The following is a 12,655-nucleotide window of genomic DNA, read 5'->3' on the forward strand; positions in this document are numbered from 1 at the left end:
AATCCTCCTAACGCTTACGCTTCTTGACCAACAGTTTCGTCTTCAATTCCTAACTCTTTTTTAATCCAGTCATAACCTTCTGCTTCTAGACGCTGCGCGAGTTCTGGTCCGCCAGATTTCACAATACGTCCTTGCATCATAACATGAACGTGATCTGGTGTGATGTAGTTCAATAAACGCTGATAGTGAGTGATCATTAAGCAGCCGAAGCTTTCGCCGCGCATTTTATTAATTCCTTTAGAAACAACTTTCAGCGCATCGATATCAAGACCAGAATCGATTTCGTCAAGGATTGCGATTTTTGGTTCAATCATCATTAATTGAAGAATTTCGTTACGTTTTTTCTCCCCGCCTGAGAAACCTTCGTTTAGGTAGCGTTGTGCCATATCTGGGTCCATTTCAAGGAATTCCATGTTTTCGTCCATTTTGCGGATGAATTTCATGAGAGAGATTTCATCGCCTTCTTCTCTGCGTGCGTTAATAGCCGAACGAAGGAAGTCTGCATTTGTCACACCACTAATTTCAGATGGATATTGCATTGCAAGGAAAAGACCCGCTTGAGCGCGCTCATCTACTTCCATTTCAAGAACATCTTCGCCATCAAGCAAGATACTGCCTTTTGTCACTTCATACTTAGGGTGACCCATGATAGCAGCAGATAAAGTAGATTTACCTGTACCGTTTGGTCCCATTACTGCGTGGAATTCTCCACCTTTTATTTCTAGGTTTACACCTTTTAAGATTTCTTTCCCTTCAATCTCAACGTGCAAGTCCTTAATTGTTAATGTCGAAGCAGTCATATATCGATACCTCCAAAATAATCATTATTCTCAATTTATTCTCATTCTAATTTTATAACAAATTAAAAGTGAATACAACACATTCACGACAAGCGTGAGAGGATGCTCTCAAAATTCTAACAAAAAATACAGGTAGATAAAAGGATTTATGTCGAAAAGACTGTTTTCATAAAGAAAGGACGGGAAACTATTCTCCCCGCCCCTTAGCTATCAATAGCCTCGTATATTCATTTTTGCGAGCTGTCTTTTCTCATCTCGATAGGACTGCTCTCGTTTAAGTTCTACTTTCATTCGTAAGTCATGGTCTCTTTCGTACTCTGCATAACTCATGCCATGAGATTGATGCATGGCCTTTTCCATCTCGGCGGTATAATCCAATCCCAGTGTACTCTGGTCCGAACAAATAATAAACCATTCCCTTCTTTGAGTGTAGCTTCATTGTATCAAAGGCATGCTGCTTCACTCAAAAGGGATATAACACGCTATGCTGGCATATTTTCTCACACAACCGGCTGAGAACGACTCAACTCCCTGATTTGGAAAAATACCATCTTATCCTTCCCTTAATGCGTCTGTCCTCCAAATTCATCAATACATTGCTGAACAACTGTGATGCCTTGACTTAGCGCAGCACCGCCGCCAAACGCTGCCGCCACACTGACGACCTCCAGCAAATTCTCTTCTGTTGCGCCTTGGTCGAGCGCTCCCTTTGTATGATAGATCATGCAATATTCATCTTGTGCATGAATGCTGATGCCAAGGGCAATCATTTGTTTTTCTTTTTGTGTTAAGGAATCGCTCTGAAAGCACTGCTCCGTAAATTCATTAAATTTCTTGCCAAACACCGGCATTTTCTTCTGAAATTCACCCATTGCCGTTTTATAATCCGTCAGTGATTGTTGCATCGATCCGCTCATATGTTGTTCATTCATCTTCATTCCATCCCTTCAAGTCATTTGTTCGTTTTTATTATGAGCGAGATTTGAAAAAATACACAAAAAAACCTCGCTTTCATGAAGCGAGGTTTACAAGTTGTTATTCAGATACAGGCAATACTGCACCATCATACTTTTTGTCGATGAATTCTTTGATTTTATCAGAGTGAAGAACTTCCATTAATACCTTGATCTTCTCTGATTTTTCGTCACCTTTGCGAACAGCGACGATGTTTGCATACGGGTTGTTTTTCGTTTGCTCAAGTTCGATTGAATCTTTTTTCGGATTCAATTTATTTTGGATCGCATAGTTAACGTTAATAAATACAGCGTCGCCTTCACTGTTTTCATAAGCTTTCGCTGTTAGTTCAGGAGCGATTTTTTTGAATTTTAGGTTCTTCGGGTTTTCTTTGATGTTTTTGACTGTTGCGTTGATTGTATCTACTTTTGGATCAAGCTTGATCACACCAGCATTTTGTAATAGGGCAAGCATACGTCCTTGCTCAGCTACGTTGTTTGTCATGATGATCGTGCCGCCGTTTGGAATATCTTTTACTGATTTGTATTTCTTAGAGTAGATACCGAAAGGCTCAAGGTGAACGGCACCAGCACTCACTAAGTTGTAATCTTTGTTTGATTTATTTTCTTCGTTCAAGTAAGGGATATGTTGGAAAAAGTTCGCATCCACTTCTTTTTCAGCTAATGCTTTGTTGTACATTTTATAATCGCTCAGTACTTTCACTTTTAGATCGTAGCCTTTTTCTTTTAGAAGTGGTTTTGCTTCTTCAAGAATCTCGGCATGTGGTGTTTTTGAAGCGGCAACCGTGATGGTTTTGTTATCGCTTGCGTTATTTGATGAACCGCAAGCAGCTAAAATGCCTGCAAATGCTAGAAATAGTGCACTTAAAATCAATTTCTTCATGAATAATTCCTCCCTTAACGTTTATCAATTTTATTTGTAATCAAATCACCGATTATTTGAATGATAAAGACGATGATCAGAATAAACACAGTGGCTACAAGTGTGACATCTGTATTACCAGATTGGTATCCTTCTACATAAGCAAGGTCACCAAGTCCGCCTGCTCCAATTGCTCCTGCAATCGCAGTAGAGCCAATCAGAGCAATCGCTGTTACAGTAATTCCTGAAATAAGGGCTGGCAGTGATTCTGGAAGCAATACTTTGAAAATTATGGTCGACGTTTTTGCTCCCATAGATCGTGCTGCTTCAATGACTCCTTTGTCTACTTCACGCAGTGCAATTTCGACAAGACGTGCGTAGAAAGGGGCTGAGCCAATGACAAGGGCTGGTAATGCTGCATTTGGACCTAATATCGTGCCCATAATTAGTTTAGTAAATCCTAATAATAGAATGATTAATATGATAAAGGGAATCGATCTGAAAATGTTGACTACTGCGCCGATGACAGCATTAATTGGTTTGTTTTCCCACAAACCGCCTTTACTTGTCAAAAAGAGCAACAGCCCAAGGATGATGCCGATAGCAAAAGCAAACGCTAATGCAATGAGTGTCATATAGACCGTTTCACCCGTCGCGTTCCAAATAACCTCTAGATCAACGTTCGGAAACCATTTCTCAAACATGTGTCATCACCTCGATTTCAACCTGTTTGCTTTGGATATAGGCGATGGCTTTTTCAACTTCGTTCTCGTCTCCATTAATATGGATAAAGAGTGTTCCAAACGCGCCTTCCTGCGTTTGAGAAATCTTTCCTTGCAGGATGTTCACATCGACCTTGAAGGATCGAATAATTTCCGTGATCAGCGGCTGTTCGGCAGAATCTCCAATAAAGGACAACCTGACGACCTGACCTTCTTTTACTCTCTCTAGGACGTGCTCGATCGTTTCTTTTGCTTCTTCTGGTTCAGCAAGCTGTTTCACGAATCGCTTCGTCATTTCTTCTTTCGGCTGTCTGAAGACACGTAATACTTCGCCTTCTTCGACAATACGGCCATTCTCCATCACTGCCACACGGTGACAAATTTTGCGAATGACGTGCATTTCATGTGTGATCAATACAATGGTGAGTCCTAGTCGTTTATTAATATCGGCTAAAAGCTCAAGGATGGAATCCGTTGTTTGTGGATCAAGCGCAGAAGTGGCTTCGTCACATAGCAGAACTTTTGGGTCATTCGCTAATGCTCTCGCAATCCCTACACGCTGCTTTTGCCCGCCGCTGAGCTGAGAAGGATATGCATTTTCTTTTCCTTCTAAACCGACCAATTTAATCAGTTCGTTTGCACGAGCTCTCCGTTTTGACGTTGGTACACCTGCGATCTCGAGCGGGAACATAATATTTTGTCTCACTGTTCTTGACCAGAGCAAGTTAAAGTGTTGGAAAATCATGCTGATTTCTTGTCTTGCTTTCCGAAGTTTCGCATTCGATACTTCATTGATCCGGTTGCCTGCCACTTCAACGATTCCTTCTGTTGGCAACTCCAGACCGTTTAATAGGCGAATCAAGGAGCTTTTCCCAGCGCCGCTATACCCGATAATTCCGAATATTTCACCTTTATCGATATCCAAGTTGACGTCTTTCACGGCATCAACATTTCCGCTTTTTGAAAGATACGTTTTTGATACATTCTGTAAATGGATCACAGTCTGTTCACCTGCTTTCTTGCTGAATCTATAGGTTGCCATCACATACGTTCAATTATTCTTCCGACTGTTATGACGCTAGCCTGACGCAAGGTCAGTAAAAAAGACCTAACTGCAACGCAAGCAGAAAGGCCTTTTATATCAAATACGCCTTTCTCTCATCTTTCAAAGCGTTGCGGCTTTGAGTGAATTGGCACCAATTTCAGCTATGCTGACGGTTGCCGGGTTTCATAGGGCACGTCCCTCCACCTCTCTTAATAAGAGAAAATATGTTGTTTTATGTGATGTTCATGTTTTTACTAACGTAGAATATCATGCTATCTGAGATATGTCAACGCTGTAAATCGCTAATTTCCAAGTAAACGACTACGTTATCATTTTTCGAAAAAAACCGTTCGTCAGCCAAAGTACCGCTTCTAGTCTTAGAAGAGCTCGAAATGAGCCTTTCACTTTCACTTGTCCTCTGCTGATCAGCTGCTGTAAGGACATGTCTCCATCTAATAATTGCAAAATCTCTTTTCGCTCACCATAAAAGATGAGATCCGATAACTCAATTGCAGGTAGTTTCTTCACTTCACCACGTTCATCCACAATCAATGTACAAGAGTCCGTTTCCGCCTCAAATGTAATCTTCAAGGATGATGATGAGAGCAACGGCTTTAACAATAATCGCTGCCCTGCACTTCCATGGGCTTTCACATTTTCCACATGTATAACCTCCCTGTCATTTGGTTATACATAACATTTCTCTACAAACATCGGCTTGTCCTTTATAAATAGCTCGACAAATTTTCAAATGAATTGCTTGAAATATGACAAAAAACCGCTTTATTTAGCGGTTTCAATCATTTCGTGAAGATATGGAACGGAGTGAAAGGCATAGCCTTTTTGCACGATTTCACCCTTTTTAAACAGGAGAAAGCAAGGGACACTTTCGATCTCAAATGCTTTTGCAAAACTTGGCGAGTAATTTAAGTTATTTTCATAAAAAGGAACTTCCGGCTGCATGGCATCAACCACTGCCAGCATCTTCTTTGCCAGCTGGCATGTTCCGCAAAATGGTGTATATAAGTACAAAAGAAATAAATCGTCCTCTATCTCCTTGAATTCATGCTCTTCAATCTCTTTCATATACGTCACCCTTATAAATATTTCGAATGAACATCAATGTTTGCAGCTAATAGAATAGATGCAATGTGGGCTGACGGTGAAGCGGCCACTTCGCGGTACGTTCTGTCGACAAAAAGATGCAGTGCTTCAGGGAATTCTTTTCGGAATTGCTTCCGCAGTTTGTCGCCAGCATCGTCACTGTCTGCTAATATGTAAACGTCTTTCCCGAATAAATCGTCCACAAGCTGATCCAGCTTCGATGTACTGATCGTGCCATTGGTGCAAATGATGGTAACAGGTTCACTTATGACTTCTTTTAGCTTCTGTTTATCTGATTTACCTTCTACAATGATGACCTTTTCTATCTCGACATTCATCACGATCACCTGGCCCTTTTGACGTTGATTCACTTCTTCCTTAGATTACAATCTTTCATTCGGGTTGTAAAGATTGGGCACTTGATCAACAAAAAGGCTGTAGCATTCACTCACTACAGCCTTATCTGTGATTAGCACCAGCCATTTTCATCGTCACAGTCTACATATTTTTCAGTCCCATGGGTCAACGTATCTGACAGACGATAAAAACGGTTTTGATCATAGGAATAACCTGATTTTAATTCATATTGATTTTCACTAATCATCGTGCCAATCTCTTCGTTTTGATGGTAAAGCACCATGCCGCTCTCTTTGAATCGTCCAGTGACATGCTCTGTTATATCCACCTGTTCTTTTTGAAAAGACAAATTGGACACCCCCCCCATAAAGGTAGAGTGTCCAATTTCACATGAATTAGTCTTCTTTTGTCATTTCTTCATATTGCTCAGCTGTCATTAAGTTCTCGATTTCAGACGCATCCGCTGGCTCTACTACGATCATCCAAGCTTTTTCGTATGGAGAGTCGTTGACGAACTCTGGACTGTCATCAAGCTCATCGTTCACTTCAACGATTGTGCCGTTAATCGGTGCGTATAGTTCAGAAACTGTTTTGACTGATTCTACACTTCCGAAAGGCTCGTCCGCTGTGATTTTGTCTCCTACTTCAGGAAGCTCAACGAACACGATATCCCCTAGCTCAGATTGAGCAAAATGCGTAATACCGATACGCACCTTATCTCCTTCTACTTTGACCCATTCATGTTCTTCTGAATAACGTAAATCTTTTGGTGTGCTCATTTCATACCCCTCCAGTCTTTTCTTACAATCTATATTGAAGATACCACAATCTGAATGAAAGTTACATCATTTCCAGACGCTTTTAAATGTATCTTCATTAAATCCAACTGTCACTCGTTTGCCGTCTGTTGTAATTGGACGCTTGATTAGCATTCCGTTAGACGCAAGTAATTCAAGCTGCTCGTCCTCTGACATTGCAGGAAGTTTATCTTTCAGCTGCAGCTCTCTGTATTTCTGACCGCTCGTATTAAAGAATTTCTTCAGCTCTAAACCGCTTTTTTCGTAAAGGGCTTTTAATGTTTCTTTATCAGGCGTCTCTTCGACGATATGTATGCTGTTGATGTCTTTATTGTGTTCTTCCAGCCATTTCTTTGCTTTTCGGCATGTACCGCAAGATGGGTATTCGTAAAAATCTAAAGCCACCATTTTCACCTCCTGCAAATAGTGACAACATTTTATCACAAAACATGTTAAAAACCTAAATGTATGCTTACAAAAAGGTGCGACATGATATCCGCACCTTTTAAGCCGTCTTATACGATATATTTCTCTGCTTCAAAGATTCGTTTCGCCACCTCACGCTTTTTCGCAATGACATTCATTGGCGTGAATCTTGTCAGCTTGCGAAGGGCTGACAGACTCATACGGAGTGAATCTCCTTCTTCCATGGCAATCAATGATTCTTTCGCATGAGCTTCAATTTTTAAAAAGGCTTCCTGCGTGAAAATTTGTGTATACGCAAGCTTTTGTGCATTTTTTTCTGTGCCTGATGCTGCGATTGCTTTTTCCGTACGCAAGACCGCCGACTCAGCAGCAAAGAGTTCATTGACGATATCTGCTATATTCACAAGGATTTCTTGCTCTTTGTCTAATGCTTTCCCATATTTCATGGCGGCCATACCTGCCACCATCAAGGCGATCTTTTTCGCATGGGCAAGTAAGTATTTCTCTTGATCAAGCGGCTGATCACCCGGCTCTTCCGGCATCATCATCATTAGCTCTTCCTGTAGGGTTTGCGCTTTTTGAAGAAGCGGAAGCTCTCCTTTCATCGCTTTCTTCAAGAAGGTGCCTGGCACAAGCAATCGGTTAATTTCGTTCGTTCCTTCAAAAATACGGTTAATTCGTGAGTCGCGATAGGCTCTTTCGACTTCGTATTCTTGCATGAAACCATATCCGCCGTGAATCTGCACACCTTCATCCACAATATAATCGAGCGTTTCAGAGCCAAGCACTTTACAAAGAGAGCATTCAATCGCATATTCTGCAATGGATTGCGCAATTTGTTTCCCATCCTTTTGCTCCTCGTCACTTAACAGACCCATTCTTTGTTCAAATAACCCGACTGTGCGGTATACAGCACTTTCCATGGCATAAAGCTTTGCCGACATGTTGGCTGCTTTTTCGCCAATTAAGCTAAATTGAGAAATTGGTGTTTTAAACTGCTTGCGCTGATTGGCATACTCTGCCGATAATTGAATGACTCGTTTTGATGCTCCGATTGTCCCTACAGCCAGCTTATAGCGTCCAATGTTCAAAATGTTAAAGGCAATGACATGACCTCTGCCTGCTTCACCAAGCAAATTCTCCTTTGGCACTTCGGCATCTTCAAGGATTAACGTTCTCGTCGATGACCCTTTAATGCCCATCTTTTTCTCTTCAGGTCCTGTTTTGACTCCAGGAAAATCCTTTTCTACGATGAAAGCAGAGAAGTGTTCACCATCAATCTTCGCATACACGACAAACACATCGGCAAATGCGGAGTTTGTGATCCATTGTTTTTCCCCATTGAGGACATAATGTGTTCCAGCTTCATTCAGGACTGCCGTTGTTTTCGCACCTAGCGCATCAGAACCTGACCCTGGCTCTGTTAGGGCATAGGCCGCAATTGTTTCTCCAGAGGCGAGTCCTGGCAGGTACTTTTCCTTTTGCGCTTGATTGCCGAACAGCACGATCGGCAAAGAACCGATCCCAACATGGGCGCCGTAAGAAAGAGAGAAGCTGCCTGCTCTTGCAAATTTTTCAGTAATGATGGCTGAGCTGATTTTATCTAGCCCAAGCCCGCCAAATTCCTCAGGAACATCAGCACCAAGCAGGCCAAGCTCTCCAGCCTTTTTCAAGAGACGAACAGAATGCTCGAATTCATGATTTTCAATTTGATCGATGTGCGGAACGACATCTTGTAAAATGTAATCTTCTGTTGTTTTCCCGATCATTTGATGTTCATCAGAGAAATCCTCTGGTGTAAAGATATGCTCATAATTCGTCTCATCAATTAAGAAACTGCCACCCTTTTTTACTTCTTCCATTGCTTTCATCCTGTTTTCCCCCTTTAGATCAATTCAAAAATGCCTGCTGCTCCCATGCCCCCGCCGATACACATCGTCACAATACCAAATTGTTCATTTCGCCGTTTCATTTCATGAATGAGGGACAGCGTGAGTTTCGTTCCTGTACAGCCTAGCGGATGTCCTAATGCAATGGCGCCGCCGTTGACATTTACCTTCTCTTCATCGATCCCTAAATGACGAATGACTTGAATCGCCTGAGAAGCAAATGCTTCATTTAATTCAAACAGCCCGATGTCCTTCAGCTCTAGACCAGCGATTTTCAGCGCACGCGGAATGGCTTCAACCGGCCCAATTCCCATGACTTCAGGTGGTACACCACCAACAGCAAACGCTCTGAACTTGGCGAGCGGCTGAAGAGAAAGAGAAGATGCTTTTTCGCGATCCATCATCATGACACATGCCGCTCCATCACTCGTCTGCGAAGAGTTTCCTGCAGTCACTGTGCCTTTTGTTGAGAAGGCAGGTCGTAACGTTGAGAGAACCTCCTCTGTTGTGCCCGCTCTGACACCTTCATCTTTTGAGAACGTAAATTGGCGTTCTTCTAGTTGATTCTGCTCTCCTACCCGTCTTTCTGTCACATCAACGGGAACAATTTCATCTGAAAATTTCCCTTCTTGAAGTGCCTTTGCTGCCTTTTGATGGCTCCTCACCGCAAAAGCATCTTGATCTTGCCTTGTGACCTGATACTTTTGCGCCACTTGCTCCGCTGTGTGGCCCATGCTCATATAGTATTCAGGCGCTTGCTCTGTCAAAAGAGCGTTTGGACGAATGGAGTGACCCATCATTGGGACTTGCGACATCGATTCGACGCCTCCGGCCAAAATGGTTTCTGCCTGCCCAAGCATAATTCGTTCACCTGCATAAGCAATTGACTGCAGACCAGAAGAGCAATAGCGGTTAATGGTAATAGCAGGTACTGTATATGGCAAACCTGCTAATGCCCCAATATTCCGGGCCACATTCAGCCCTTGCTCTGCTTCTGGTGTCGCACATCCGATGATTAAATCATCGATTGTTCCATCATAATCACCGGCACGCTTTAGCGTTTCTTTTACACACAATGCGCCCATATCATCAGGTCTGACATGTTTTAATGATCCCTTTTTGGCTTTCCCTACTGGTGTTCTTGCGCCAGCTACAATCACTGCTTCTCTCATTTTGACTCCCCCCTAGTTACGTAAAGGTTTTCCTTTAACGAGCATGTGCTGCATGCGTGCCTGAGATTTGACTTCCCCTACAAGACTTAAAAAGGCTTCTCTTTCAAGCTCTAATAAGTATTGTTCATCCACCTCTGTACCAAATGGCAATTTGCCGCCAGAAATGACATGTGCTAGTTTTTTCGCAATGGTCATGTCATGGTCTGAAATGTATCCAGACAATCTCATGTTTTCAGCAGCCAGCACCATTGCTGCGTAGCCTGTTTCCCCCATCACGGGCACCTTTCGCTTCAGAGGTGCACGATAACCCGCTTCATCAAGAGAAAGAACGAGTTGTTTCGCATCATGGATTAAATGATCACCATTCATGCTGATCCGGTCATTCACTCGGAGCATCTTCATATCACGCGCTTCCTCTGCTGATGTAGATACCTTTGCCATCGCAATGGCTTCAAAGGTTTGTAGCGTAGCATCTTGGATCGCAGTTGCTGATGGCTTTTCCGCTCCTTGCAGATGGCGAATATAGAGTTCTTTGTTTCCGCCTCCGCCCGGTATGAGTCCGACCCCCGCTTCGACAAGCCCCATATACGTTTCACTGGACGCTTGGATAGCGGCTGCTGGTAGACAAAGCTCCGTCCCTCCGCCAAGTGTCATACCAAATGGTGCAGCCACAACTGGACGGTCACTATACTTCACCTTCATCATCGCCTGCTGGAACCTGCGAATGACAAAATCAATTTCAAAGAAGTTGTCGTCCTGTGCTTCCATTAAAATTAAGGCGAGATTCGCACCAACACAGAAGTTCTTTCCTTGGTTACCGATGACCAGCCCTTTATAATTCTTTTCCGTTTCATCTACAGCACGATTGATCATATCAATGACATCAAGCCCAATGGCATTACTTTTCGAATGAAATTCAAGCAAGACAACATCATCCCCGATATCGATCAAGCTTGCACCTGTATTTTTAAAAATGACATCGTGTTTCTTTTTCAATCTAGCTAACGAAATATTCTTGTCGTTTCCCTTTTCCTGTTCATAAGCACCATTCTGATAAAATGCACGGTCTCCTTCGGCATTTTCTTGATAGAATGTGTCATGTCCTTGTGAAAGCATATCTCGCACCCAGGTCGGGATGCTGTGCCCTTCCGCTTCCATTCGACTGACGGCTTTTTTCACGCCAATCGCATCCCACAGCTCGAACGGGCCATGCTGCCAGCCAAATCCCCATTTCATGGCGTTATCGATGGACTGAATATCATCCGCAATGTCGCCTTTTAGTTGAGCTGAATAAAGAAGAACAGGTGCGGTCATATTCCAAAGCAATTGCCCAGCACGGCCGTCTTGATAAATAAGCGCTTTCAATTTCGCTTTTGTCCCCTTTTGCTGCTTGGCAATGTCAATGCCCGGATCCTTCAGCTTTGTCCGTTCTCCGTATGTGAGTGTGACAGGATCAAGCTCTAAAATGCTCTTTCCGTTTTTTTGATAAAATCCTTGCCCTGCTTTGCTGCCGATCCACCCTTTTTCGAGCATTCTTTCCATAAACTCAGGCAGCTGAAAAATATCTTTTTCCTTTCCTTCTACCTGTTCATACACATTGCGGGCTACATGAGAAAATGTGTCGAGTCCCACCACATCAAGTGTGCGGAAGGTCGCACTTTTCGGTCTGCCAATGAGTGGACCTGTAACAGAATCGACCTCTCCGATCGTGTATTTGTTCTCAAGCATTTCACGCACTGTGACAAGAAGCCCATAAGTGCCAATTCGGTTGGCAATAAAGTTCGGTGTATCTTTTGCTTCGACCACACCCTTGCCAAGTACATCTTCACCAAATGTTTTCATATATGAGAGTACTTCTGGATCTGTTTCTTGAATAGGAATTACTTCTAACAGCTTTAAATAACGAGCTGGGTTAAAAAAGTGAGTGCCTAAAAAGTGGCGTTTAAAATCAATTGATCGGCCTTCTGCCATTTTTTCAACAGAAATACCGGATGTATTGCTGGATACGATGCTGCCTTCTTTGCGGTGTTCGTCGATGAGAGAGAATACGTGTTGTTTAATGCTGAGCTTTTCAGTGACGACTTCAATGATCCAGTCAGCATCTTGTAATAAGGAAAGGTGATCTGTGAGATTTCCGGGTGTGATGTATGATAGGTTTTTGGCTGAAGTAAGAGGTGCTGGCTTTTGCTTTAACAATTTTTTCATTGCGTCTTGGCTTAATCTATTCCGAACACTAGGGTGATCAATCGTTAGCTTTTTTGCCGTTTCTTCCTTTGTCAGTTCATGTGGCACAATATCTAGCAATGTTACTGGTATCCCGATATTGGCTAGATGTGCAGCAATGCCTGAGCCCATGACACCTGAACCAATGACAGCCGCCTTGCGAATATGTTTGCCCATAAATATCCCCCTAAACATTTTGAATGAATAGTCATTCATTTTTTGTCCAAAAAAAAGCAATGCCTCTTTCTTTATCTTAAAAGATTTTCCGAAACAGTTCAATAGCA

Annotated in this window: 15 protein-coding genes and 1 riboswitch; all 15 genes read right to left on the minus strand. The window is 42.6% G+C overall.

What is annotated here, in order from left to right:
* Positions 1 to 14: 14 nt before the first annotated feature.
* Positions 15 to 800, minus strand: a complete 786-nt coding sequence (gene sufC / locus ID12_RS00990) for a Fe-S cluster assembly ATPase SufC (protein WP_007500355.1) — start codon at positions 798 to 800, stop codon at positions 15 to 17.
* 210 nt (positions 801 to 1,010) lie between these two features.
* On the minus strand, positions 1,011 to 1,148 hold the full coding sequence (locus tag ID12_RS19305) for a YuzK family famiily protein (protein ID WP_008356693.1): 138 nt from the start codon (positions 1,146 to 1,148) through the stop codon (positions 1,011 to 1,013).
* A gap of 215 nt (positions 1,149 to 1,363) precedes the next feature.
* A complete protein-coding gene (locus ID12_RS00995; protein WP_003212803.1) occupies positions 1,364 to 1,732 on the minus strand; it encodes a carboxymuconolactone decarboxylase family protein in 369 nt (122 codons plus the stop codon).
* A gap of 103 nt (positions 1,733 to 1,835) precedes the next feature.
* Positions 1,836 to 2,657 (minus strand): methionine ABC transporter substrate-binding lipoprotein MetQ, encoded by an 822-nt coding sequence (gene metQ / locus ID12_RS01000; protein WP_007500351.1) that lies wholly within the window; start codon positions 2,655 to 2,657, stop codon positions 1,836 to 1,838.
* 14 nt (positions 2,658 to 2,671) lie between these two features.
* Positions 2,672 to 3,340 (minus strand): methionine ABC transporter permease, encoded by a 669-nt coding sequence (locus ID12_RS01005; protein ID WP_025207943.1) that lies wholly within the window; start codon positions 3,338 to 3,340, stop codon positions 2,672 to 2,674.
* Positions 3,333 to 4,358: a methionine ABC transporter ATP-binding protein gene (locus ID12_RS01010; RefSeq protein ID WP_017359288.1), complete on the minus strand. Its 1,026-nt coding sequence runs from the start codon at positions 4,356 to 4,358 to the stop codon at positions 3,333 to 3,335. Before ID12_RS01010 ends, ID12_RS01005 begins: the two co-directional genes overlap by 8 nt.
* Before the next feature lie 155 nt (positions 4,359 to 4,513).
* A riboswitch (SAM riboswitch) is annotated at positions 4,514 to 4,622 on the minus strand.
* A gap of 102 nt (positions 4,623 to 4,724) precedes the next feature.
* Complete coding sequence (locus ID12_RS01015; protein ID WP_008347033.1) at positions 4,725 to 5,066, minus strand: SCP2 sterol-binding domain-containing protein; 342 nt, start codon at positions 5,064 to 5,066, stop codon at positions 4,725 to 4,727.
* A 120-nt stretch (positions 5,067 to 5,186) separates the two neighbouring features.
* Positions 5,187 to 5,489 carry a thioredoxin family protein gene (locus ID12_RS01020; protein WP_007500346.1) on the minus strand — a complete coding sequence of 101 codons (303 nt, stop codon included), beginning with the start codon at positions 5,487 to 5,489 and terminating at the stop codon, positions 5,187 to 5,189.
* Between the two features lie 11 nt (positions 5,490 to 5,500).
* Complete coding sequence (locus ID12_RS01025; RefSeq protein ID WP_008347035.1) at positions 5,501 to 5,845, minus strand: toprim domain-containing protein; 345 nt, start codon at positions 5,843 to 5,845, stop codon at positions 5,501 to 5,503.
* A gap of 131 nt (positions 5,846 to 5,976) precedes the next feature.
* On the minus strand, positions 5,977 to 6,213 hold the full coding sequence (locus ID12_RS01030; protein WP_008347037.1) for a YusG family protein: 237 nt from the start codon (positions 6,211 to 6,213) through the stop codon (positions 5,977 to 5,979).
* Positions 6,214 to 6,259: 46 nt separating this feature from the next.
* A complete protein-coding gene (gene gcvH / locus ID12_RS01035; protein ID WP_008347039.1) occupies positions 6,260 to 6,643 on the minus strand; it encodes a glycine cleavage system protein GcvH in 384 nt (127 codons plus the stop codon).
* Between the two features lie 66 nt (positions 6,644 to 6,709).
* Positions 6,710 to 7,066 (minus strand): arsenate reductase family protein, encoded by a 357-nt coding sequence (locus ID12_RS01040; RefSeq protein WP_008356673.1) that lies wholly within the window; start codon positions 7,064 to 7,066, stop codon positions 6,710 to 6,712.
* A gap of 110 nt (positions 7,067 to 7,176) precedes the next feature.
* Complete coding sequence (locus ID12_RS01045; RefSeq protein WP_017359285.1) at positions 7,177 to 8,958, minus strand: acyl-CoA dehydrogenase family protein; 1,782 nt, start codon at positions 8,956 to 8,958, stop codon at positions 7,177 to 7,179.
* A 14-nt stretch (positions 8,959 to 8,972) separates the two neighbouring features.
* Positions 8,973 to 10,148, minus strand: a complete 1,176-nt coding sequence (locus ID12_RS01050; protein WP_050826595.1) for an acetyl-CoA C-acetyltransferase — start codon at positions 10,146 to 10,148, stop codon at positions 8,973 to 8,975.
* Between the two features lie 12 nt (positions 10,149 to 10,160).
* On the minus strand, positions 10,161 to 12,548 hold the full coding sequence (locus tag ID12_RS01055) for a 3-hydroxyacyl-CoA dehydrogenase/enoyl-CoA hydratase family protein (RefSeq protein WP_050826596.1): 2,388 nt from the start codon (positions 12,546 to 12,548) through the stop codon (positions 10,161 to 10,163).
* Positions 12,549 to 12,655: the final 107 nt, after the last annotated feature.

It is taken from the genome of Bacillus altitudinis (genome assembly GCF_001191605.1).
Taxonomy (GTDB): Bacteria; Bacillota; Bacilli; order Bacillales; family Bacillaceae; genus Bacillus; species Bacillus altitudinis.

Bases quoted from the DNA above. Each gene is read 5' to 3' on its own strand.
- ID12_RS01045 (WP_017359285.1), bottom strand. From the start codon at position 8,958: ATGAAAGCAATGGAAGAAGTAAAAAAGGGTGGCAGTTTCTTAATTGAT.
- ID12_RS00995 (WP_003212803.1), bottom strand. From the start codon at position 1,732: ATGAATGAACAACATATGAGCGGATCGATGCAACAATCACTGACGGAT.
- gcvH (WP_008347039.1), bottom strand. From the start codon at position 6,643: ATGAGCACACCAAAAGATTTACGTTATTCAGAAGAACATGAATGGGTC.
- ID12_RS01055 (WP_050826596.1), bottom strand. From the start codon at position 12,548: ATGGGCAAACATATTCGCAAGGCGGCTGTCATTGGTTCAGGTGTCATG.
- sufC (WP_007500355.1), bottom strand. From the start codon at position 800: ATGACTGCTTCGACATTAACAATTAAGGACTTGCACGTTGAGATTGAA.
- ID12_RS01050 (WP_050826595.1), bottom strand. From the start codon at position 10,148: ATGAGAGAAGCAGTGATTGTAGCTGGCGCAAGAACACCAGTAGGGAAA.
- ID12_RS19305 (WP_008356693.1), bottom strand. From the start codon at position 1,148: ATGCATCAATCTCATGGCATGAGTTATGCAGAGTACGAAAGAGACCAT.
- ID12_RS01020 (WP_007500346.1), bottom strand. From the start codon at position 5,489: ATGAAAGAGATTGAAGAGCATGAATTCAAGGAGATAGAGGACGATTTA.
- ID12_RS01025 (WP_008347035.1), bottom strand. From the start codon at position 5,845: ATGAATGTCGAGATAGAAAAGGTCATCATTGTAGAAGGTAAATCAGAT.
- metQ (WP_007500351.1), bottom strand. From the start codon at position 2,657: ATGAAGAAATTGATTTTAAGTGCACTATTTCTAGCATTTGCAGGCATT.
- ID12_RS01005 (WP_025207943.1), bottom strand. From the start codon at position 3,340: ATGTTTGAGAAATGGTTTCCGAACGTTGATCTAGAGGTTATTTGGAAC.